Source organism: Streptomyces sp. NPDC102406 (assembly GCF_044765725.1).
In the GTDB taxonomy this organism is placed as follows: Bacteria; Actinomycetota; Actinomycetes; order Streptomycetales; family Streptomycetaceae; genus Streptomyces.
The window spans coordinates 427,150-449,397 of the sequence record NZ_JBIWKP010000003.1 but is presented as its reverse complement, the minus strand read 5'-3'; the positions used below and the strand labels follow the sequence as shown (position 1 = coordinate 449,397).

Below are 22,248 nucleotides of genomic sequence, written 5' to 3'. Positions count from 1 at the left end.
GCTCGGCCCGGCCGTCTCAGACGGTCGCGCCGAGGCTGCGGAAGGTGCGCCGGTAGTCCCGCGGGGAGACCCCTATCGCCGCCTGGAGGTGCTGGCGCAGCGATGTGCCGGTGGCGAAGCCGACCTCGGCCGCGATCCGGTCGACGGGTAGGTCGGTGGTCTCCAGGAGGTGCCGGGCCCGGTGCACCCGCTGCTGGATCAGCCAGCGGCCCGGGCTCGTACCGGTCTCCTCCTGGAAGCGCCGGGCGAAGGTGCGCGGGCTCATCCGGGCGTGGTCCGCGAGTTCGCGCAGGGCGAGTGGCCGGTCGAGGTGGGCCAGGGCCCAGGCGCGGGTGGTGGCCGTGCCGGTGTCGCCCTCCTCGGGCATCGGCTGCTCGATGTACTGGGCCTGCCCGCCGTCGCGCCAGGGCGGCACGACACAGTGCCGGGCGACCCGGTTGGCGACCGCGCTGCCGTGGTCGGAGCGCACCATGTGCAGGCAGACGTCGACGCCGGAGGCGGCGCCCGCCGAGGTCAGCACGTCACCGTCGTCGATGAACAGCACGTCCGGGTCCAGGTCGACCCGCGGGAACATCCGGCGGAACACGTCGGCGAGCGCCCAGTGCGTCGTCGCGGGCCGTCCGTCCAGGAGCCCGGCGCCGGCCAGCGTGAACGCGCCCGTGCAGATGGAGACCAGCCGGGTGCCGGGGCGGATCCTGGCGAGCGCGGAGCGCACCTGCGCGGGCGGGTCGGCGGTGATGCGCCGCAGGTCGTAGGGCGGGATGACCACGGTGTCGGCGCTCTCCAGCACCTCAGGACCGTGCTCGACGGTGATCGAGAAGTCGGCGTCGGTCGCCACGGTGCGCTGGTCGGTCGCCGTGCAGGTGAGCACGTCGTAGGCGCCCGGCACCAGCGGGAAGACCCGGTTCGGGATGCCGAGCTCGAAAGGGTAGACGCCGTCGAGAGCGAGGGTGACGACGCGGTGCGGCCGGTCGGCGGGGGGATGCGGAAGGCCCATGGCACGATGTTATCGCTTCATGGCAATCTTGCCATTGCCCAGGTCAGCGCGGAGGGGCACGCTGAATTCATGACCAAGAACACGATGAAGGCCCTCACCCAGACCACCCTCGGCGACCCCGACGTGCTGCACGTGGCCGAGGTCGACCGTCCCGAGCCGGGCATCGGCCAGATCCTCGTCGCCGTCCACGCGGCCGGCCTCAACCCCACCGACTGGAAGCACCGCGCCTCGGGCCTCTTCCTGGGCGAGCCGCCGTTCACGCTCGGCTGGGACGTGTCCGGGGTCGTCGAGGCGGTCGGCCTCGGCGTCTCGCTGTTCACGCCCGGCGACGAGGTCCTCGGCATGCTGCCGTACCCGTACGGTGCCGGTTCGCACGCCGAGTACGTGACCGGCCCGACCCGCGCCTTCGTGCCCAAGCCCGCCGAGCTGAGCCACGTCGAGGCGGGCGCGCTGCCGCTGGCGGCCCTGACCGCCTGGCAGGCCCTGGTGGACAACGCGCGGGTGCGGCCCGGTCAGCGGGTGCTGGTGCATGCGGCGGCGGGTGGCGTCGGGCATCTCGCGGTGCAGATCGCGAAGGCGCGCGGCGCGTACGTCATCGGCACGGCCAGCGCCGCCAAGCACGACTTCGTGCGCGGCCTGGGCGCGGACGAGGTCATCGACTACCGCACCGCCGACTTCGTGGCCGAGACCGGGGACATCGACGTGGTGCTGGACTCGCTGGGCGGCGAGAACTGCCTGCGCTCGCTCGAGGTGCTGCGGCCCGGCGGCATCCTCGTGTCGATCCTGCCCGAGAACTGGGGCCCCGTGCCGGGCCGGGCGCGGGAGTTGGGCGTGCGGGCCCGGTTCATGCTGGTCGAGCACGACCGGGCGGGTATGGCGGCGGTCGCCGAGCTGGCCGCGGCGGGGCGGCTGCGGGCGCACGTCTCGGGCACGTACTCGCTGGAGGAGGCGGTCAAGGCGCACGCGGAGGGCGAGACGGGCCGCGTCACCGGCAAGCTGGTCCTGACGGTCCGCCCGTAACCGGGGGCCTGTTCGCACAGACAGGCTCTCAGCGGAACAACGGGCGTCGCAGCAGCGCCTGTTCGCGCAGGGCGTCGCGGACGAAGGAGGCGTACTCCGTGGCGCCCCGCGCCGAGGTGTGGGTGTTGTCCCGCTTCTCGTCGGAGAGGTACAGGGCCTTGGACGCCTCGGGGCCCAGCTCCTCCACGCGCGCCTTCGTCCGGGCGGTCAGATCGATCAGCGGCACGGACTCGGCGGCGGCCAGCTCCCTGACGACGGCGGGGTGGTCGACGCCGAGCCCGTTCACCAGCAGGGCCGTGGCGTTGTCCAGGGTGCCGTCGGCGTTGAACCAGCGGCGTACGACGGGCGTGACGAGCACCGGGCGCGCGCCCCGCGCCCGCACCCCGTCCACGAGCGCCTTCAGGTTGGCCCGGTAGGTCGGGCCGTCCGTCGTCTTGTCGTTGTGGGCGAGCTGGACGAGGGCCAGGTCACCGGGGTGGAGCAGTGCCTCGACGGTCGGGAAGAGCGCCGGGTTCTCCCGGTACGTCACCGAACTCTCCCCGGAATCGGCGTGGTTGGCGACCGACACCCCGCGTTCGAGGAACCGCGGCAGCTCCTGCCCCCATCCCGTGTAGGGCTCGACCGGCTGGTCGCAGACCGTGGAGTCGCCGATGAGGAAGATCCGGGGTGTGGTGCGCCGGGCGGGCCGTACCCGGACCGAGGTGAGCGCGGGGGCCGACCCGGCGAAGGTGAGGTCGAGTCCGGCGCTGCCCGCGGGTCCGGTCGGCTCGCCCTCGGGGGTACGGACGTCGACGGTGAAGGAGCGCCGGACGGTCCGCCCGGGCCGTGTCGCCGTCTCCGGGAGGAGGGCGCGCCGGGTCTCGCCGCTGACGGCGGTGCTGCCCGCTTCGGTGCCGCCCAGCGTGACGCGGACGTCGTACGTGCCGGGCGCCACGTCGAAGTGGCACGTCACGGGCGCGGTGCCGGTGCAGTGGCCGGGCCCGGCCACAGCGCGGACGGCGGGCGCGGCGTGCGCGGCGTGCGCGGGGGTGAACGCGCCGGTGGCGCCGACACAGGCGGCGACGGCGAGGGCGGCGGCGGCACGTCTCAAGGCTTGCACCTCTTTCCGCGTTCGGGGTTTCAAGGGCCGCGGTGCCACTGCTGGTTGGCGGCGCCGTTGCAGGTGTAGGTGATGACGACGGCGGAGTCGGCGGTGGACGCGCCGTTCACGTCGAGGCATTCGCCGGAGGCGCGGGACGTGAGGGCCGTGTCGGCGCCGGAGGTGGTGGCGCGCCACTGCTGGGTGGTGGCGCCGGTGCAGTACTCCTGGGTCACGTTCGTGGCGTTCTCCGTGAGGCACAGGGAACTGCCCCGGCCGACGAGGGCGTGGAAGCCGCCGCCGACGGGCTTGAACCAGAAGCTCTGGTTGGCGCCGCCGTTGCACGTGTACTGGGTGAGGGCGACGCCCGTGCGCAGCGACCGGTCCGGCACGTCGGCGCACTTGGCGCTGTGCCGGGCGGTCAGCGTCTCGTAGGTGGCGCTGGTGGCGGTGATCGTTCCGGTGGCCGTGTCGACGCTGATCTCCGGTGTCCAGCTCATGGTCATGGACGTCGAGGTGGGGAACGTGAGCGGCAGCCACACGTACCGCGAGTCGTTGACCGTGGCGCCGAAGGAGTTGCCCCAGCGATCGCCCATATAGAGGTAGGAGGTGCCCGCGCTGCCCTGCACGGGCAGGACGTAGGCGGTCTGTGAGCCGTACGCCGTGGCGTCGCCGATGTTCTTCCAGCCCGTCCAGGGCCCGGCCGGGGAGGGGGCGGTGGCGTACTGCTGCTGGTTGGGGTTCCAGCCGGTGGCGCCCGACGTCAGCATGAAGTAGACGCCGTCCCGCTTGAAGAGGGCGGGGGCCTCGCGGTGGCCGCCGGGCCACGGGTCGGCGGCCAGGCTCGCGATGCCGGTGTAGTCGGCGGTGAGCCGGTAGAGGTGCAGGTCGTAGTTGTCGCGGGCGGCGGAGACCAAATAGCCGGTGCCGTCGGTGTCCGTGAAGACGGTGAGGTCGCGGGACATGTGCGCGCCGAGCGGCCGGAAGCTGCCCCGGTAGGTGTAGGCGCCGTCCACGGTGTCGGAGACGGCGACGGCGGCCCGCGCCTCGCCGTAGTCGGTGGCGCCCTCCTTGTGCATCCACATGACGAACGTGCCGGTGGCCGCGTTGTACATGACCTTCGGGCGCTCGATGTTGGCGGCGGCGAGTTCGCCCGCGCTCGCCTGGGTCAGGACGTGGTTCCTGAACTCCCAGTTCTTCAGGTCGCTGGAGCGGTACGCGTCGACGTAGCGGAAGGTGTTGTCGTCGTTGCGGTGTTCGCCGAACCAGTAGTAGTACGCGCCGACCTTGATGACTCCCCCGCCGTGCGCGTGCACGGGATCGCCCGAACCGGTGGTGAACCGCGTGCCGTTGGCGATGGTCTGCGGGGCCGCCTGCGCCGGTGCCGCGGTCAGGAAGGCCGCCGCCAGCGCACAGCACAGGGCAAGGAGCATCACGTACGTACGTCTCGGGCTGCGCATGCCAGTCGCTCTCCTTCGTGGGGGTGAAGAACTCCACGCCGTACGAGATACCGAACGCCCATCGTGATGACGAACAGGGAGAAGGTAGAGGGGTGGTACGAGGAGGTCAACGGGGCGGACGGAACTCGTGCGTCCGCCGCTTCGGCCGGCGTCGGCCGCTTCGGTTAGCGTCCCTTCATGACCAGCGACTGTGCACCGCGCTCCCCCGGCACGCTCACCGACGCCCTGTCCCACGGCACGCTCGTCCTCGACGGCGGCCTGTCCAACCAGCTCGCGTCCGCCGGGCACGACCTGCGGGACGAGCTGTGGTCGGCGCGGCTGCTCGCCGAGGACCCCGAGGCCGTCACCGCCGCGCACCTCGCCTACTTCGCGGCGGGGGCGGACGTCGCCATCACCGCCAGCTACCAGGCGACCTTCGAGGGCTTCGGCAAAAAGGGCTTCGACCAGGACCGCACGGCCGAACTGCTCGCCCTGAGCGTCGGTCTGGCCCGGGAGGCGGCGCGGCGGGCGGACGCCGGACGGCCCCTGTGGGTGGCCGCCTCGGTCGGACCGTACGGGGCGCTGCTCGCGGACGGCTCCGAGTACCGGGGGCGGTACGGGCTGAGCGTCGCCGAGCTCGAACGCTTCCACCGGCCGCGCGCCGAGGTCCTGGCCGCGGCCGGTCCCGACGCGCTCGCCCTGGAGACCGTGCCGGACGCCGACGAGGCGCGGGCCCTGGTGCGCTCGGTGCGCGGGCTCGGGGTCCCGGCGTGGCTGTCGTACAGCGTCGCCGGGGAGCGGACGCGGGCCGGGCAGCCGCTGGAGGAGGCGTTCGCCGTGGCCGCCGACGCCGACGAGATCATCGCGGTCGGCGTCAACTGCTGCGCCCCCGCCGACGTGCCGTACGCCGTCGAGGTGGCGGCGCGGGTGACGGGCAAGCCCGTCGTGGTCTACCCCAACAGCGGCGAGGAGTGGGACGCGCGGGCGCGGGCCTGGCGGGGCAGCCCCACGTGCACCGCCGGGCAGGTGGGCGGCTGGCGACGGGCCGGGGCCCGTCTGATCGGCGGCTGCTGCCGGGTGGGCCCGCCGACGGTGGCCCGGATCGCGGCGACGCTGCGCGAGGCCTGAGCGCCTGACCTGCTCGCTGGGCCGGGTGTCCGTTTCGTACAAGACCCGGCGGTGTACGCGTCTCTACGGTGGCGGCATGACTGACAGCACCGTCCGGATGGACGCCATCGGAATCAGCTCCACCGATCTCGCCGCCTCGCTCGCGTTCTACCGCCTCCTGGGACTGACCTTCCCGGCGGGCGCCGAGAAACTCCCGCACGTGGAGGCCACGTTGCCCGGGGGCATCCGGCTCATGTTCGACCCCGACGACAGCGGCGCGGACAGGGGCCGGGGCAGGATCGCGCTCGCCTTCCACTGCGGTGACGCGGCCGGGGTCGACGCGACGTACGCGACGTTGACCGAGGCCGGGCACCACGGGGAGAGCAAGCCGTGGGACGCGGTGTGGGGGCAGCGCTACGCCGTCGTGCGCGACCCGGACGGCCATCAGGTCGATCTGTTCGCCTGACGGGTCAGCCCGCCGAGCGTGGAGCCCGTCAAGGCCCGCACCTCCCGCGCCAGATGGGCCTGGTCCGTGTAACCGGCCCGGGCGGCGGTCTGCGCGAACGGGACGCCCGCGCGGGCCAGGGCCAGGGCCCGCCGGAGCCGCAGCACCCGGGCGAGCGTCTTGGGCCCGTAGCCGAAGGCGGCCAGCGAACGCCGGTGCAGAAGCCGGGCGTTGAGCCCCGTCATGTCGGCCACCTCGGCCACGCCGCGACCCGCACCCAGGGCCGCCACGACCCTGGCGAGCAGCGGGTCGGGCGGGGCGGCGGCGGCCACCAGGCGGACGGCGGCCCGCTCCAGTTCCGTCGCGGGGTCGGGGGCGGCGTCGACGCGCTCGGCGAGGCGGCGGGCGTCGGCGCCGCGCCACAGGGCCGCCAGCTCCACGCGCCGGTCCCGCAGTTCGTGCGCGGGTACGCCGAGGTAGGCGGGCGCGGTACCGGGGGCGAACCGGATGCCCACGTAGGAACGGGCCGGCGCGTCCGTGCCGGTGGGGTGGGCGCGGGTGTCGGGCCCGGCGACGAAGAGCCGCCCCTCGCTCCAGATCAGGTCCATGCAGCCGTCGGGGAGCACGGCCCCGGCGGCGGGCCCGGCGACGGTACGGGTCCACAGCACCGCCCCGGGCACCTGGCTCGTCCGCTCCGCGTAGGCCCCGGTCATGCGCCGCTACTCGTCCTCGTCCTCGTCCGGGGCGTCCCCGTGCCGGCGTACGTGCGTGCGCAGGCGGGACGTGACGTCCTCGGGGGGCAGGAACTTCGACCAGCGCTCGGGGAACTCCGACGGCATGTCGGGGTCGTCGGGGTCGTCGGCATCGGGGTCACCGGCCCGGGGTACCGGCCGCGCGGATCCGCGGGCCAGGTAGTGCGCGGCGGCCCCCGCCGTCCTGACCCGCTCGTTCGAGGCGCGGGCCGCTGCCGTGGCGACCGACGGCCAGACCCGGTCGATCGCGGCGTTGACCGCGGCGCCGACGAGGACGGCGAACGCCGAGACGCCGATCCACAGGAGGACCGCGACGGGCGCCGCGAGGGAGCCGTAGATCGTGGGCCCCTCGATGGTGTTGGTGAGGTACAGACGCAGCAGGAAGCTGCCGGGGATCCACATGGCGAGGGAGACCAGCGCGCCGGGCACGTCCTCGATCCACGGCGACCGCACGGGGACCGACACGTGGTACAGCGTCGTCAGGAAGGCCACCGACAGGACCAGCACCACCGGCCAGTACAGGATCTGGACGAGCGTCTCCGACCAGGGGACGAGGCCGATCACCGCGTCGGGCCCCGCGATCATCAGCGGCAGCGCCACCGAGCCGACGACGAGACCGATGAGGAAGAGCAGGAAGGCCAGCAGCCGTGTCTTGACGATGCCGCGGACACCGTCGAGGCCGTACATGACGGTCACCGTGTCCACGAACGTCGACACCGCCCGCGAACCGGACCACAGGGAGATGAGGAACCCGATGGAGATGACGTCGGGCCGGCCGCCCTTGATGACGTCGTCCAGGATCGGCTGGGCGATCTCCTTCACGCCCTGGTCGGTGAGGACCGTGCGGGACGCCTCCAGGATGTTGTCGCGCACGCCCGCGATCGTGTCGGCGCCGGTCCACGCGTCGACGTAGGCGAGCAGGCCCACCAGGGACAGCAGCAGCGGCGGGACGGAGAGCAGGGTGAAGAACGCCGCCTCGGCGGCGAGACCCAGGATGCGGTACTCCATGCACGAGTTGACGGTGTCCTTGAGCAACAGCCAGGCGGTCCTGCGCTTGGAGACGTTCTCGTAGAGCACGCGGGCCCGGTGGAGGCGCCCGGACGGCGGTGGAGGGGATTCACTTGCTGGCTGCACGCCCTAAAGGTATCCGCCACCGGAAGGGGTACCGGCCCGAGGCCCGCTGTTCGCGACGGCCCGTGCGCTCGCTCCCTGCGACGCCGCCGCGCGCTTCGCCGGTAGGTTCGCTGTCATGTCGGGCAGCACACACACGGTCACCAATCAGCCTCCGCCCCTGGCGGGATACGACGTCTTCGCCGCCGACCGGGCCCTCACCGAGGGCCTGGAGCGGCATCTGGACCCGGATCTCCTGGACGAGGCCAGGTCCGAACTCACGACCCTGGGCCGCGCGGCGGGTTCCGACCAGGCGCAGGAATGGGGACGCCTGGCGAACGCCCACCCGCCGGTCCTTCGCACCCACGACCGCTACGGCCACCGCGTCGACGAGGTCGACTTCCATCCGGCCTGGCACCGGCTGCTGGGCAAGGGCGTCTCCGCGGGGCTGACGGCGGCGTGGACGCGCCCCGGCGGCCATCTGCGGCGCGCGGCGGCGTTCCTGGTGTGGTCGCAGGTGGAGGCGGGCCATCTGTGCCCGCTGTCGATGACGCACGCGGCGGTGCCCGCGCTGCGCGCGCAGCCCGACCTCGCCGCGGTGTGGGAGCCCCGGCTGACCTCCACCGTCTACGACTTCGGGCTGCGGCCCGCGGCGGAGAAGGCCGGGGCGCTGTTCGGCATGGCGATGACGGAGAAGCAGGGCGGCAGCGACGTACGGGCCGGCACGGCGCGTGCCGTGGCGCTCGCGGAGGACGGGGCGTACGCGCTCACCGGGCACAAGTGGTTCTGCTCCGCGCCCATGTCGGACGGGTTCCTGGTGCTGGCGCGGGCCGACGGGGGGCCGACGTGCTTCCTCGTGCCGCGCATCCTGGGGGACGGGGCGCGCAACCCGTTCGCGATCCAGCGGCTCAAGGACAAGCTGGGCAACCGGTCGAACGCGTCGGGCGAGGTCGAGTTCGACTCCACGTGGGCGCGGCGGGTCGGGGACGAGGGGCGCGGGGTGCGCACCCTCATCGACATGGTCGCGGCGACCCGCCTGGACTGCGTCCTGGGTTCGGCGGCGCTCATGCGGCAGGCGGTGGCGCAGGCGGTCCACCACTGCACGTACCGCGAGGCGTTCGGCTCGAAGCTCGTCGACAAGCCGCTGATGCGCAACGTGCTGGCCGATCTGGCCCTGGAGTCGGAGGCCGCGACGACGCTGGCGCTGCGGCTCGCGGCGGCGTACGACCTCGCGGAGGGCGGCGACGCGCGGGAGCGGGCGTTCCTGCGCATCGCCGTGCCCGCCGCCAAGTACTGGGTGACCAAGCGGTGCACGCCCCACGTGGCCGAGGCCCTGGAGTGCCTAGGCGGCAACGGCTACGTGGAGGAGTCGGGCATGCCGCGGCTGCTGCGCGAGTCGCCCGTGAACTCGGTCTGGGAGGGGTCGGGCAACGTCCAGGCCCTCGATGTGCTGCGGGCGCTGCAACGCGAACCGACGGCGTTCAACGCGTTCCTGCTGGAGGTCGGGACGGTCCGGGGCGCCGACCACCGCCTGGACACGGCCGTGAAGGACCTGCTGACCGAGCTCGGCGACCTGGACGGCATCGAGGCGCGGGCACGGCGTCTGGTGGAGCGCATCGCGCTGGTGCTCCAGGGCTCGCTGCTCGTGCGGTACGCGCCGGCGGAGGTGGCGGACGCCTTCTGCGCGTCGCGGCTCGGCGGGGACGGGGGCGCCGCGTTCGGGACGCTGCCGCACACGCTGGGTCTCGCCGAGATCGTGGAACGGGCCCGCCCGGTGTCCTGAGGGGTTCCCGGGTGCGGGGATGATGCTGCGCCGACACGGCACCATCCCCGCCTCTCAGGCCCCTTGAGGAGCTTGAACGCCGCCGGGGCGGCGTTGGTGTCAGTTTCAATCGCCGTACAGCTGTTCGCCAGGGTTGCAGGGGGTTGCAACGGTGCGGACCACGTCGCTCTTGCCGCGACGCGGAGGCGCACGATAGGTGTAACTCTCCGCAAACCGAGGATTCAGGCATGAACAAGGACTCGACGATCGATCTGGCGCGGTTGACCGCGATGGACACGGCGTTCGCCTCCCGCCTGCTCAAGGGTGTACGGGAGGCGATGCTCGCCGGGCAACGCCCGCCGCTGATGCCGCGCCCGGAGATCGGCGAGTCCTGGCGCCGGATGCTGCGCGTCGGCGTCGATCCGGACCGCGACATCCGCTCGGGGCTGCTCGGCGCCGACGAGGTGGAGGAGCGGCGCCGGTCCTCGCCGCTCCTGTCCGTCCTGCCGGTGCTGCGCGAGGCGCTGGTGACGGTGGCCGAGGCGGCGCAGCACATCATGGTGGTCAGCGACGCCGACGGCCGGCTGCTGTGGCGGGAGGGGCACCCCGGGGTGCTCCGCAAGGGCGACCGGCTCGGGTTCGAGGTGGGCGCGCTCTGGGCGGAGGACGTCGTCGGGACGAACGGGGTGGGGACGCCGCTGGTGACCGGGCGGCCCGTCCAGGTGTTCGCCGCCGAGCACTTCGTGCAGTCGCACGATCCGTGGACGTGCGCGGGCGCGCCGGTGAGGGATCCGCGCGACGGGCGGCTGCTCGGTGTGGTGGACGTCAGCGGCCCGCTGGAGACGATGCATCCGGCGACGCTGTCGTGGGTGCGGTCGGTGGCGCAGCTCGCGGAGGCGCGGCTGCGCGAGCAGCACGTGGGCGCCCTGGAGCGGCTGCGCGCGGTGGCGGCGCCCGCACTCGCGCGGATGGGTGGCCGGGCGCTGGCCGTCGATCGCAACGGATGGACGGCCGCCGTCACCGGGATGCCGCTGACCGACCGGGTGGCGCTGCCCAAGTCGCTCACCGAGGGGCCCTGTTGGGTGCCGTCGCTCGGCCGTTGCGAGGTGGCGCCGCTGCCCGGCGGCTGGCTGCTCCTGGTGGACGCGGCACCGCAGCCCCTCGCGGGGACCCGCATACGCCTGGACGTGAGCCGGCCGCGCCGCTGGACGGTGGAGGTGTCGGGCGCGGCGGGTTCCTGGACGCACCAACTGAGCCCGCGCCACGCCGAGTTGCTGTACCTGCTGGCCTGCCGGCGCGGCGGGCGCAGTGCGGCGGGTCTCGCGGAGGACCTGTTCGGGGACCCGGCGCGGACGGTGACGGTGCGCGCGGAGATGTCCCGCGTCCGCCGCTACCTGGGCGGCCTGCTGTCGCACCGCCCGTACCGCTTCCTGGAGGACGCGGAGGTGGAGGTGGTGCTGCCGGACGACCCGCGGGAGCTGCTGCCGCACTCGGCGGCCCCTGCGGTGGTCAGGGCACGGACGCCACGGGGCTGAGCACCGGTAGGGCATGTTCACACAAGCTCTGGATGGTGTCGTTGAGCGCCCCGGCTACCTCGGCATCGACGGCAGCGGCCACGCCGACGTCGACGAGGCCGCCGCGAACTGCGGCACCGACCGGGCGTACGCCTGCTGGGGCAAGCGCACCGAGTCGATGTCGTACTGGCAGAGCACCGGCAAGGTGTGGACGCTGACCGAGTGGGCGGGGAACTCCGCCGAGGAGTGGAAGGAACCGGCGATCCCGGAGCGCGTGCTGTTCGCGACGCCGCTGTCGTCCATCGATGCCGCGCTGCACAGCCGACGGCCCCGACGCGGCGGGGCCGTGCGGGTGGCACGGCCCCGCGCCTCACCTCACGCCCCGGGAATCCCCCGGTCCGCGAACGCCTCGCGGACCGCCTTCGCCGCGGTCGCCCCGTACATCTCCTGCGCCGTCGCGATCGTCTTCGTGGCGGCGGCGGAGAAGCTGGTGTCCGGCGCGAAGCCGAACTGGGCGTTCACGATGATCCGGTCGGCCGCCCGTGCGCCCAGCGCGCCCCGGATGTCGAACAGGGCCCGCGACCAGATCTCACCGTCCGCGTGCACCTCGCCGACCTTGTCCGCGTACGTCTTGTCGGTGTCGATACGGCGCAGGCAGTGCGGAGTGGTGTTCGTGTACGAGACCGAGTCCCAGTCCGCGACGCAGGCCAGGTCGGTCTTCCTCGGCCAGCCGTACTTGGCGTCGGCGGCGGTACCGACCTCGACCGCGAGGTAGTCGCCGAACGCCTCGCCGATCGACCCCGCCTCCGACGACGTGCCGAATCCGGGGACTTGGGCGTTGTGCACGGCGTGGCCGTACTCGTGGACGACGACCTCGGCGTCCTCCGCGTCGTCGACGCCGCCCTTGCCGAAGCGGATCTCGGCCTTCTTGTCGGTGAAGAAGGAGTTGTCGGCGCCCCACTGGTCGATGCGGACGGGCTGGGCGCGGTCGTTGGCCCCGGGCAGTTCGGTGCCGAAGCCGAGGGACTGGAGGTACTCCTGCGCCTCGTTGACCCAGAAGTACGCCATGACCTGCTCGAACCGGTCGTCGTGGCGGGTGTACGTCCCGGCGGTGGCCACGTCCGCCGAGGCGCCGGTGTCCGATCTGACGTAGGCCCACTTGCCGGACAGGCCGCCGCTGCCGTCGAGGTTGCGCAGCGCGGCCGTGGCGTAGTCCGCGTCCGGGACGGCCGCCGCCGCGTCCTTGGCGTCGGTCAGCGACTGGTCGCCGGACGACTGGACCGGGTTGACCATGAAGATCCGTGCCCGGGGGGCGGCGGGCGCGGCGAGGGCGGGCGAGGCGAGCGTGGCGAGGGCCACGGTGAGGGTGGCCGCGGCGAGCAGGCCGCGGGGTGTGCGGCGGGGCTTCGGGCGTGACATCGGGAACATCCTTCGCGTGAGCCGGATGCGGGGGGTGGCGTCGCGCTGCGGGATCTTCCCGCAGCACCGGCCGACTTGACCAGGCCGCGTCATGACGGAGTTCGCGTTCCGGACGACCTTGGCCGGAACCCGCCCCTCGTGATGCCATGGCCGCATGAGCAGCAACATCACCGTCACCACCTGGTCGCTGGAGCAGACGTCCCCCTCCGACATGCGGCCCGCGACCCCGCCCGCCGGCGACGACGTGCGCGTCGTGCGCGCCGAGGTCCCCTCGCCGGAGTTCAGCCGTTTCCTCTACGCGTCCGTCGGCGGCGACATCAAGTGGATCGACCGGCTCGGCTGGACGTACGCCCAGTGGCAGGAGCAGCTCGGCCGGCCCGGCGCCGAGACCTGGGTCGCGTACGAGAAGGGCACACCGGCCGGCTACGTGGAGCTGGACGCGCAGGACGACGGTGTCGTGGAAATCGTCTACTTCGGTCTCATCCCGGCCTTCCGCGGGCGCCGGATCGGCGGACACCTGCTCTCGTACGGGATCGCCCGCGCCTGGGACCTGGCCGAACGGTGGCCCGAGCGGACGCCCACGAAGCGGGTGTGGCTGCACACGTGCAGCCTCGACGGGGAGCACGCGATGGCCAATTACGAGCGGCGCGGGTTCCGGTTGTTCAGGACGGAGACGGCCGAGGAACCGGAAGCGGCTGCTCCGGGTCCGTGGCCCGGCGCGTTCCCGTCCGCCTGACGCGATTGCGGGCGTAACCGACTTTTCTCCGGCCCGGCGTGTGATCGGCGCCACCAGAGTCCACCATGTGGGACATCTGCGTCCGAATGACGGACGATGGTGGACCGGGCCCAAAGTCCCATGACACGCTTCCGTCATGTCTGAAGCTGGAATCGCCTTGGTGAGTCGACGGCACGTCGACTACGGCCGCATGTCCAGCGCCATCTGTCCGGCGCGCTGAGAGAACCAGCACCGCCGACGTTTCCCCACCTCACCTGATCTCCTGGCGCACCGCCGCGCCCTGCGCGAAGTGTGCTGGTCAGAGCCGCCTGAGCCAGCTTGTTGTGAAGGACGTACATCCATGGCCGCCACCCCGGAAAAGCCTGCTGCCGCCGCGCCCCGCCGCAAGGTGAGCCGTCACCGCGGCGAGGGCCAGTGGGCCGTGGGCCACCACACGCCGCTCAACGGCAACGAGCAGTTCAAGAAGGACGACGACGGTCTCAATGTGCGGACACGCATTGAGACGATCTACTCGAAGCGCGGCTTCGACTCCATCGACCCCAACGACCTGCGCGGACGCATGCGCTGGTGGGGTCTGTACACCCAGCGCCGACCCGGGATCGACGGTGGCAAGACCGCCGTCCTGGAGCCGGAGGAGCTGGACGACGAGTACTTCATGCTGCGCGTGCGCATCGACGGCGGACGGCTCACCACACGGCAGCTCCGGGTCATCGGCGAGATCTCGCAGGAGTTCGCGCGCGGCACGGCCGACATCACCGACCGGCAGAACGTCCAGTACCACTGGATCCGGATTGAGGACGTGCCCGAGATCTGGAACCGCCTGGAGGCCGTCGGCCTGTCGACCGTCACCGCCTGCGGCGACACCCCGCGCGTGATGATCGGCTCGCCGGTCGCGGGCATCGCCGAGGACGAGATCATCGACGCGACGCCGGCCCTGGAGGAGATCAAGCGCCGGGTCCTGAACAACCCGGCGTACTCGAACCTGCCCCGTAAGTTCAAGACGGCCATCTCGGGATCGCCGCTCCTGGACGTGGTGCACGAGATCAACGACGTCTCGTTCGTCGGCGTCGTCCACCCCGAGCACGGCCCCGGCTTCGACCTGTGGGTCGGCGGCGGTCTGTCCACCAACCCCAAGCTGGGGGTACGCCTCGGCGCCTGGGTGCCGATCGACGACGTGCCCGACGTCTACGAGGGCGTCATCTCGATCTTCCGCGACTACGGCTACCGCCGCCTTCGCACCCGCGCCCGTCTGAAGTTCCTGGTCGCCGACTGGGGGCCGGAGAAGTTCCGCCAGGTCCTTGAGGACGAGTACCTGGGCGGGCGCAAGCTCATCGACGGGCCCGCCCCGGCGCAGCCCTCGCAGCAGTGGCGCGACCACATCGGTGTGCACCGCCAGCAGGACGGCCGGTTCTACGTGGGCTTCGCCCCGCGCGTGGGCCGCGTCGACGGCGCCACGCTCACCAAGATCGCCGACCTGGCCGAGGCGCACGGCTCCGGCCGGGTCCACACCACGGTCGAGCAGAAGATGATCGTCCTCGACGTCGAGCAGGACCGGGTCGACTCGCTGGTGGAGGGGTTGGAGGCGCTCGACCTCACCGCCCGCCCCTCCACGTTCCGGCGCGGCACCATGGCCTGCACCGGCATCGAGTTCTGCAAGCTCGCCATCGTCGAGACCAAGGCGCGCGGCTCCCAGCTCATCGACGAACTGGAGCGCCGCCTCCCGGAGTTCGACGAACCGCTCACCATCAACCTCAACGGCTGCCCGAACGCCTGCGCCCGTATCCAGGTCGCGGACATCGGTCTCAAGGGGCAGCTCATGCTCGACGAGAACGGCGAGCAGGTCGAGGGCTACCAGGTGCACCTCGGCGGCGCGCTCGGCCTGGAGGCCGGGTTCGGCCGCAAGGTGCGCGGTCTGAAGGTCACCTCGGCGGAGCTGCCCGACTACATCGAGCGGGTCCTCAAGCGCTTCCAGGCGGAGCGCGAGGACGGCGAGCGGTTCGCCACCTGGACCACCCGCGCCTCCGAGGAGGCCCTGTCATGAGCGAGCGAGCGGCCCCCTTCTACTGCCCGTACTGCGGCGACGAGGACCTTCGGCCGAACGAAGAAGGTCACGGCGCCTGGGAATGCGGCGCCTGCAACCGAGCCTTCCAGTTGAAGTTCCTCGGGCTGCTCGCCCGAGGAGTTCAGCGCAACGACGGTGGAGGGGAACAGATATGACGACAGCTCACGTCACCTCGGACACTGCTGAGTTGAAGGCGCTCGCCGAGCAGGCCGGGCGCGACCTGGAGGACGCCTCCGCCCTGGAGATCCTCCGGTGGGCGACAGAGACCTTCGGTGAGAAGTTCTGCGTGACCTCGTCCATGGAGGACGCGGTCGTCGCCCACCTCGCCTCGCGTGCCATGCCCGGTGTCGACGTCGTCTTCCTCGACACGGGATACCACTTCGAGGAGACCATCGGCACCCGCGACGCCGTCGAGGCCGTGATGGACGTCAACGTCATCACGCTCACGCCCCGGCAGACCGTCGCCGAGCAGGACGCCGAGTTCGGCCCGAAGCTGCACGACCGCGACCCCGACCTGTGCTGCGCGATGCGGAAGGTGAAGCCCCTTGAGGAGGGGCTGGCCAAGTACGCCGCGTGGGCGACGGGGTTGCGCCGCGACGAGTCCCCGACCCGCGCGAACACCCCGGTCGTCGGCTGGGACGAGAAGCGGCAGAAGGTCAAGGTCTCGCCGATCGCCCGCTGGACGCAGGACGACGTCGACGCGTACGTCCAAGAGCACGGCGTCCTCACGAACCCCCTCCTGACGGACGGCTACGGGTCCGTGGGCTGCGCCCCGTGCACCCGCCGCCTCCTGGAGGGCGAGGACGCCCGCGCCGGACGCTGGGCGGGCCGGGCCAAGACCGAGTGCGGAATCCACGGCTGAACCCATGGGCCGTATACAGACTTTGGAGAAGCAAGTGACCGGAGCCACGATCTGGCTCACGGGTCTGCCGAGCGCCGGCAAGACCACCATCGCCTACGCACTGGCGGACACGCTGCGCGCCGAGGGCCACCGCGTCGAGGTGCTCGACGGCGACGAGATCCGCGAGTACCTCTCGGCGGGCCTCGGCTTCAGCCGCGAGGACCGGCACACCAACGTGCGGCGCATCGGCTTCCTGGCCGAACTCCTCGCCCGCAACGGCGTGTTGACGCTCGTCCCGGTCATCGCCCCGTACGCGGACAGCCGCGAGGCGGTGCGCAAGCGCCACCAGGAGGGCGGCACCGCCTACCTGGAGGTGCACGTCGCCACCCCGGTGGAGGTCTGCTCCGAACGCGACGTGAAGGGCCTCTACGCCAAGCAGGCCGCGGGCGAGCTCACCGGGCTCACCGGGGTCGACGACCCGTACGAGGCACCGGAATCGCCCGACCTGCGCATCGAGTCGCACCAGCAGAGTGTGCAGGAGTCCGCGGCGGCGCTCCGCGCGCTGCTCACCGAAAGGGGTCTCGCCGCATGACGACCGTAGTGACCGTCTCCGAGGAGACCGACAGCCCGTACGCGCTCAGCCACCTGGACGCCCTGGAGTCCGAGGCGGTGCACATCTTCCGCGAGGTGGCGGGCGAGTTCGAGCGGCCGGTGATCCTCTTCTCCGGCGGCAAGGACTCGATCGTCATGCTGCACCTGGCGCTGAAGGCGTTCGCCCCGGCCGCGATCCCCTTCTCGCTGCTGCACGTCGACACCGGGCACAACTTCCCCGAGGTCCTGGAGTACCGCGACCGCGTCGTGGCCGAGCACGGCCTGCGGCTGCACGTCGCCTCCGTGCAGGACTACATCGACCGCGGGGTGCTCAAGGAGCGCCCGGACGGCACCCGCAACCCGCTCCAGACGCTCCCGCTCACGGAGAAGATCCAGGCCGAGCGGTTCGACGCGGTCTTCGGCGGCGGACGCCGCGACGAGGAGAAGGCGCGCGCCAAGGAGCGCGTGTTCAGCCTCCGTGACGAGTTCTCCCAGTGGGACCCGCGCCGCCAGCGCCCCGAGCTGTGGCAGCTCTACAACGGCCGCCACGCGCCCGGCGAGCACGTCCGCGTCTTCCCGCTGTCCAACTGGACCGAGCTGGACGTGTGGCAGTACATCGCCCGCGAGAACATCGACCTGCCGCAGATCTACTACGCCCACGAGCGTCCGGTGTTCAGCCGCAACGGCATGTGGCTGACGGCGGGTGACTGGGGCGGCCCCAAGGAGGGCGAGACGGTCGAGACCCGGCAGGTGCGCTACCGCACCGTCGGCGACATGTCCTGCACCGGCGCCGTCGACTCGGACGCGACCACCATCGAGAAGGTCATCGTCGAGATCGCCGCCTCCCGTCTCACCGAGCGGGGTGCCACCCGCGCCGACGACAAGATGTCCGAGGCCGCGATGGAAGACCGTAAGCGCGAGGGGTACTTCTAGACATGAGCACCACCGGCACCACCACCGAAGAGCTGGCCGGACTCTCGGCCACCACGCTGCTGCGGTTCGCCACGGCCGGCTCCGTCGACGACGGCAAGTCCACGCTCGTGGGCCGTCTGCTGCACGACTCCAAATCGGTCCTCACCGACCAGTTGGAGGCCGTAGCGTCCGCCTCGCGTTCGCGCGGCGCCGCCGAGCCGGACCTCGCGCTGCTCACCGACGGCCTGCGCGCCGAGCGTGAGCAGGGCATCACCATCGACGTGGCCTACCGCTACTTCGCCACGCCCCGGCGCCGCTTCATCCTGGCCGACACCCCCGGCCACGTGCAGTACACCCGGAACATGGTCACCGGCGCCTCCACCGCCGACCTCGCCGTGGTCCTGGTCGACGCCCGCAACGGCGTCATCGAGCAGACCCGCAGGCACGCCGCGGTCGCCGCGCTGCTGCGCGTCCCGCACGTCGTTCTCGCGGTCAACAAGATGGACCTCGTCGACTACAAGGAGAGCGTCTTCGCGAAGATCGCCGAGGAGTTCACCGCGTACGCCGTGGGCCTCGGCGTCCCGGAGATCACCGCCATCCCGATCTCCGCGCTCGCCGGTGACAACGTCGTGGAGCCCTCCGCGAACATGGACTGGTACGGCGGCCCGACCGTCCTCGAACACCTGGAAACGGTCCCGGTCAGCCACGACCTCACCGGCTGCCACGCCCGGCTGCCCGTGCAGTACGTGATCCGGCCGCAGACCGCCGAGCACCCCGACTACCGGGGGTACGCGGGGCAGATCGCCGCGGGCACGTTCCGGGTCGGCGAGTCCGTCACCGTACTGCCCTCCGGCCGGACGTCCAAGGTCGCCGGGATCGACCTGCTGGGCACGTCCGTCGACGTGGCGTGGACGCCGCAGTCCGTCACCCTCCTCCTGGCGGACGACATCGACGTCTCGCGTGGCGACCTGATCGTGCCGAGCCACGACGCGCCCGCCACCTCGCAGGACGTCGAGGCGACCGTCTGCCACGTCGCGGACACGCCGCTCGCCGTCGGCCAGCGGGTGCTGCTCAAGCACACCACCCGCACGGTCAAGGCGATCGTCAAGGAGATCCCGTCGCGGCTCACGCTCGACGACCTCTCCCAGCACCCCGAGCCGGGGCAGCTCGTCGCCAACGACATCGGCCGCGTCAAGATCCGCACCGCCGAGCCGCTGGCGCTCGACAACTACGCGGACTCGCGGCGCACCGGCTCGTTCCTGCTGATCGACCCGGCGGACGGGACGACGCTCGCGGCCGGGATGGCCGGCGAGGCGTTCGCCACCGCCGAGACGCCGGCCGCCGTCGTCGACGAGGACGGCTGGGACTTCTGACATGACCTCCATCGACTACTACGGCACGTTCGCGAAAGAGGGCGGTCGCGTCGGCAGCGGCGCCCTCGGCAGCGGACAGGGCGGGGTCGCGCGATGTGCGCGATGACGTACGCGCACCGCTTGCGCGCCCACACCCCCCACGCCGTACGACGAAGACGAAGATCTGCCGACCTCCCGGCCACGCCCTGACCGCGTGACCGCCGGGCCAACGAGGGGAAGACCTCCCGTGCCTGCCAACCGTTCCACCCTTACGCGCCGTGGCCTCCTCGCCGTCGCCACCCTGCCGCTCCTCGCGCTCACCGCGACGGCCTGCGGCTACGGCTCGGACAGCGACGACAGCTCCAAGGAGAACGTCTCCGCCAAGGGCAAGGCCCTCTCCGCGGACACCGTGAAGATCGGTTACTTCGGGAACCTGACCCACGGCACCGCCCTCGTCGGCAACCAGAAGGGCTTCTTCCAGAAGGAGCTCAAGGGCACGCAGGCGAAGTACCAGGTCTTCAACGCGGGACCCTCCGAGATCGAGGCGCTCAACAGCGGCTCCATCGACATCGGCTGGATCGGCCCCTCCCCCGCCATCAACGGCTACACCAAGTCGCAGGGCAAGTCCCTCCGGATCATCGGTGGTTCGGCCTCCGGCGGCGTGAAGCTCGTCGTCGACCCGAAGAAGATCAAGTCCCTGGACGACGTCAAGGGCAAGAAGATCGCCACCCCGCAGCTCGGCAACACGCAGGACGTCGCGTTCCTGAACTGGATCGCCGAGAAGGGCTGGAAGGTCGACGCCAACTCCGGCAAGGGCGACGTGTCGGTGGTCCGCACGGACAACAAGATCACGCCCGACGCCTACAAGTCCGGCTCCGTCGACGGCGCGTGGGTGCCGGAGCCGACCGCGTCCAAGCTGGTCGCCGAGGGCGCCAAGGTGCTGCTGGACGAGGCGGACCTGTGGCCGGACAAGAAGTTCGTCATCACGAACATCATCGTGAAGCAGTCGTTCCTCAAGGAGCACCCGGACGTCGTCGAGGCGGTCCTGCGCGGTTCGGTGAAGACGAACAAGTGGATAAACGAGAACCCGGACGAGGCGAAGGCCGCCGCCAACAAGCAGTTGGAGTCGGACTCGGGCAAGGCGCTCCCGGCGAAGGTGCTCGACCCGGCGTGGAAGTCCATCGAGTTCACCGATGACCCGCTGGCCGCGACCCTCGACTCCGAGGCGGACCACGCGGTGAAGGCGGGCCTCCTGGAGAAGCCGGACCTGACCGGCATCTACGACCTGAAGCCGCTCAACAAGGTCCTCGCGGCCGAGGGCGGCACCAAGGTCGACGACGCCGGTCTCGGCGTCAAGTAGCCCGAGCACGAGCCGAGTTCACGAGATTCCCAGGAGGTGACGACCATGGCGACGACTCTGGCCAAGGCGGGCGACTCCGCCACCGCGACGGGCGGCAGGGCGGCCCGGATCGAGCACGTCTCGAAGTCCTTCGCCACACCGGCGGGCCCCCAGCTCGTCCTGGACGACATCACGCTCGATGTCGCGCCGGGCGAGTTCGTCACGCTCCTGGGGGCCTCCGGATGCGGCAAGTCGACGCTGCTCAACCTGGTGGCCGGGCTCGACCGGCCGTCCGCGGGCACCATCGCGACGGACGGCCGGCCGGCCCTGATGTTCCAGGAGCACGCCCTCTTCCCGTGGCTGACCGCGGGCAAGAACATCGAACTCGCCCTGAAGCTCAGGGGAGTCGCGAAGAACGAGCGGCGCACGCGCGCCGAGGAACTGCTCGAACTGGTCCGGCTGCACGGCGCGTACGGCAAGCGCGTGCACGAGCTGTCCGGCGGCATGCGCCAGCGGGTGGCCCTGGCGCGGGCGCTCGCCCAGGACGCCGGACTGCTGCTGATGGACGAACCGTTCGCGGCGCTCGACGCGATCACGCGGGACGTGCTGCACGACGAGCTGACCCGGATCTGGCGCGAGACCAACGTCTCCGTCCTGTTCGTCACGCACAACGTGCGCGAGGCGGTGCGGCTCGCCGAGCGGGTGGTGCTCCTGTCGTCGCGGCCCGGGCGCATCGCCCACGAGTGGACGGTGGACATCCCGCAGCCGCGCCGCATCGAGGACGCGGACGTGGCCGAGCTGTCCGTCGAGATCACCGAACAACTGCGTGGGGAGATCCGCCGTCATGGCAAGGACTGAACCGACGGCCACCGTCGACGAGGTCGAGAAGACCGGTCCCGCCCGGACCGGCAAGGACGACCTGGCGGGCCTGGAGGCGGGGCTCGACGCCCTGGAGAGCGTGGACACCGGACGTGTCCCGTTCCGCCGGACGTTCCGCGAGAAGATCCTGCCCCCGCTGACGGCGGTCCTCGTCGTGCTCGTGGTGTGGCAGGCGCTGGTCTCCTTCAAGGTCGTCGACGATCCGACGAAGCTGCCCGCGCCGTCCGCGGTCTGGGACGAGGTGCGGACCGCCTGGCTCAAGGGCGAACTGCTCGGCTACATCTGGACGAGCGTCTCGCGCGGCCTGCTCGGCTTCCTGTTCGCGCTGGTCATCGGCACACCGCTCGGTCTGCTCGTGGCGCGGGTGAAGTTCGTGCGCTCGGCGATCGGCCCGATCCTCTCCGGCCTCCAGTCCCTGCCGTCGGTCGCCTGGGTCCCCCCGGCCGTCCTGTGGCTCGGCCTGAACAACTCCATGATGTACGCGGTCATCCTGCTCGGCGCCGTCCCCTCGATCGCCAACGGTCTGGTGTCCGGCGTCGACCAGGTGCCGCCGCTGTTCCTGCGCGCGGGCCGCACGCTCGGCGCCACCGGGGTGCGCGGCCTGTGGCACATCGTCCTGCCGGCGTCCCTGCCCGGTTACCTGGCAGGGCTCAAGCAGGGCTGGGCGTTCTCCTGGCGCTCGCTCATGGCGGCGGAGATCATCGCGTCCTCACCCGATCTGGGCGTCGGCCTCGGCCAGCTCCTGGAGAACGGCCGCAACGCCTCCTCCATGCCCATGGTGTTCCTGGCGATCCTGCTCATCCTGATCGTCGGCATCGTCATCGACCTGCTGATCTTCAGCCCGTTGGAGCGCCGCGTGCTGCGCAGCCGCGGCCTCCTCGTCAAGAGTTGAG

22 protein-coding genes are annotated in these 22,248 nt (G+C 71.8%); 15 read left to right on the top strand and 7 right to left on the bottom strand.

All coding sequences use genetic code 11. The annotated features are described in order from the left end of the window. Nucleotides 1–16: 16 nt before the first annotated feature. A complete protein-coding gene (locus ACIRF8_RS15995) occupies nt 17–997 on the bottom strand; it encodes a GlxA family transcriptional regulator (protein WP_404215133.1) in 981 nt (326 codons plus the stop codon). A gap of 69 nt (nt 998–1,066) precedes the next feature. Here ACIRF8_RS15995 and ACIRF8_RS15990 point away from each other — a divergent pair, with 69 nt between their 5' ends. Further along, on the top strand, nt 1,067–2,017 hold the full coding sequence (locus ACIRF8_RS15990) for an NADP-dependent oxidoreductase (RefSeq protein WP_404215131.1): 951 nt from the start codon (nt 1,067–1,069) through the stop codon (nt 2,015–2,017). Nucleotides 2,018–2,045: 28 nt separating this feature from the next. Here the strand turns inward: ACIRF8_RS15990 and ACIRF8_RS15985 are convergent, their stop codons facing one another. Together ACIRF8_RS15985 and ACIRF8_RS15980 are read right to left on the bottom strand one after the other, a co-directional pair. Beyond that, nucleotides 2,046–3,107: a rhamnogalacturonan acetylesterase gene (locus ACIRF8_RS15985; protein WP_404215129.1), complete on the bottom strand. Its 1,062-nt coding sequence runs from the start codon at nt 3,105–3,107 to the stop codon at nt 2,046–2,048. 29 nt (nt 3,108–3,136) lie between these two features. Beyond that, a complete protein-coding gene (locus ACIRF8_RS15980) occupies nt 3,137–4,555 on the bottom strand; it encodes an RICIN domain-containing protein (RefSeq protein WP_404215127.1) in 1,419 nt (472 codons plus the stop codon). Between the two features lie 177 nt (nt 4,556–4,732). Between ACIRF8_RS15980 and mmuM the strand changes: the two genes are divergently transcribed. Then, nucleotides 4,733–5,662, top strand: a complete 930-nt coding sequence (gene mmuM, locus ACIRF8_RS15975) for a homocysteine S-methyltransferase (protein WP_404215125.1) — start codon at nt 4,733–4,735, stop codon at nt 5,660–5,662. 76 nt (nt 5,663–5,738) lie between these two features. Further along, a complete protein-coding gene (locus ACIRF8_RS15970; RefSeq protein WP_404215123.1) occupies nt 5,739–6,107 on the top strand; it encodes a VOC family protein in 369 nt (122 codons plus the stop codon). On the opposite strand, the gene ACIRF8_RS15965 is transcribed toward ACIRF8_RS15970, so the two are convergent. Beyond that, a complete protein-coding gene (locus ACIRF8_RS15965; RefSeq protein ID WP_404215121.1) occupies nt 6,086–6,799 on the bottom strand; it encodes a DUF6597 domain-containing transcriptional factor in 714 nt (237 codons plus the stop codon). The two genes, ACIRF8_RS15970 and ACIRF8_RS15965, sit on opposite strands and share 22 nt — an antisense overlap. Nucleotides 6,800–6,805: 6 nt before the next feature. Continuing rightward, nucleotides 6,806–7,972, bottom strand: a complete 1,167-nt coding sequence (locus ACIRF8_RS15960; protein WP_404215119.1) for a YihY/virulence factor BrkB family protein — start codon at nt 7,970–7,972, stop codon at nt 6,806–6,808. Nucleotides 7,973–8,087: 115 nt separating this feature from the next. Between ACIRF8_RS15960 and ACIRF8_RS15955 the strand changes: the two genes are divergently transcribed. Both ACIRF8_RS15955 and ACIRF8_RS15950 read left to right on the top strand, forming a co-directional pair. After that, nucleotides 8,088–9,731: an acyl-CoA dehydrogenase family protein gene (locus ACIRF8_RS15955; protein WP_404215117.1), complete on the top strand. Its 1,644-nt coding sequence runs from the start codon at nt 8,088–8,090 to the stop codon at nt 9,729–9,731. 227 nt (nt 9,732–9,958) lie between these two features. After that, nucleotides 9,959–11,245, top strand: a complete 1,287-nt coding sequence (locus ACIRF8_RS15950) for a GAF domain-containing protein (RefSeq protein WP_404215115.1) — start codon at nt 9,959–9,961, stop codon at nt 11,243–11,245. A gap of 54 nt (nt 11,246–11,299) precedes the next feature. On the opposite strand, the gene ACIRF8_RS15945 is transcribed toward ACIRF8_RS15950, so the two are convergent. Together ACIRF8_RS15945 and ACIRF8_RS15940 are read right to left on the bottom strand one after the other, a co-directional pair. Then, a complete protein-coding gene (locus tag ACIRF8_RS15945) occupies nt 11,300–11,527 on the bottom strand; it encodes a hypothetical protein (RefSeq protein ID WP_404215113.1) in 228 nt (75 codons plus the stop codon). 72 nt (nt 11,528–11,599) lie between these two features. After that, nucleotides 11,600–12,643 (bottom strand): M4 family metallopeptidase, encoded by a 1,044-nt coding sequence (locus ACIRF8_RS15940; protein ID WP_404215111.1) that lies wholly within the window; start codon nt 12,641–12,643, stop codon nt 11,600–11,602. A gap of 154 nt (nt 12,644–12,797) precedes the next feature. Between ACIRF8_RS15940 and ACIRF8_RS15935 the strand changes: the two genes are divergently transcribed. The 10 genes from ACIRF8_RS15935 (at nt 12,798) to ACIRF8_RS15890 (ending at nt 22,247) form a co-directional block, all read left to right on the top strand. Then, on the top strand, nt 12,798–13,379 hold the full coding sequence (locus ACIRF8_RS15935; protein ID WP_404215109.1) for a GNAT family N-acetyltransferase: 582 nt from the start codon (nt 12,798–12,800) through the stop codon (nt 13,377–13,379). A 340-nt stretch (nt 13,380–13,719) separates the two neighbouring features. Beyond that, nucleotides 13,720–15,420 (top strand): nitrite/sulfite reductase, encoded by a 1,701-nt coding sequence (locus ACIRF8_RS15930; protein ID WP_404215107.1) that lies wholly within the window; start codon nt 13,720–13,722, stop codon nt 15,418–15,420. Beyond that, a complete protein-coding gene (locus ACIRF8_RS15925) occupies nt 15,417–15,596 on the top strand; it encodes a hypothetical protein (protein ID WP_404215105.1) in 180 nt (59 codons plus the stop codon). The genes ACIRF8_RS15930 and ACIRF8_RS15925 overlap by 4 nt, the downstream gene beginning before the upstream one ends. Continuing rightward, complete coding sequence (locus tag ACIRF8_RS15920) at nt 15,593–16,303, top strand: phosphoadenylyl-sulfate reductase (RefSeq protein ID WP_404215103.1); 711 nt, start codon at nt 15,593–15,595, stop codon at nt 16,301–16,303. Before ACIRF8_RS15925 ends, ACIRF8_RS15920 begins: the two co-directional genes overlap by 4 nt. Nucleotides 16,304–16,307: 4 nt before the next feature. Continuing rightward, nucleotides 16,308–16,874 (top strand): adenylyl-sulfate kinase, encoded by a 567-nt coding sequence (gene cysC / locus ACIRF8_RS15915; protein ID WP_404215101.1) that lies wholly within the window; start codon nt 16,308–16,310, stop codon nt 16,872–16,874. Then, nucleotides 16,871–17,806 carry a sulfate adenylyltransferase subunit CysD gene (gene cysD / locus ACIRF8_RS15910; protein ID WP_404215099.1) on the top strand — a complete coding sequence of 312 codons (936 nt, stop codon included), beginning with the start codon at nt 16,871–16,873 and terminating at the stop codon, nt 17,804–17,806. Before cysC ends, cysD begins: the two co-directional genes overlap by 4 nt. 2 nt (nt 17,807–17,808) lie before the next feature. Beyond that, complete coding sequence (locus ACIRF8_RS15905) at nt 17,809–19,158, top strand: sulfate adenylyltransferase subunit 1 (RefSeq protein ID WP_404215097.1); 1,350 nt, start codon at nt 17,809–17,811, stop codon at nt 19,156–19,158. 226 nt (nt 19,159–19,384) lie between these two features. Then, nucleotides 19,385–20,497 carry an aliphatic sulfonate ABC transporter substrate-binding protein gene (locus ACIRF8_RS15900; protein ID WP_404215095.1) on the top strand — a complete coding sequence of 371 codons (1,113 nt, stop codon included), beginning with the start codon at nt 19,385–19,387 and terminating at the stop codon, nt 20,495–20,497. Nucleotides 20,498–20,542: 45 nt separating this feature from the next. Then, nucleotides 20,543–21,334: an ABC transporter ATP-binding protein gene (locus ACIRF8_RS15895; protein ID WP_404215093.1), complete on the top strand. Its 792-nt coding sequence runs from the start codon at nt 20,543–20,545 to the stop codon at nt 21,332–21,334. Beyond that, nucleotides 21,321–22,247 (top strand): ABC transporter permease, encoded by a 927-nt coding sequence (locus ACIRF8_RS15890; protein ID WP_404215091.1) that lies wholly within the window; start codon nt 21,321–21,323, stop codon nt 22,245–22,247. The genes ACIRF8_RS15895 and ACIRF8_RS15890 overlap by 14 nt, the downstream gene beginning before the upstream one ends. Nucleotide 22,248 lies beyond the last annotated feature (1 nt).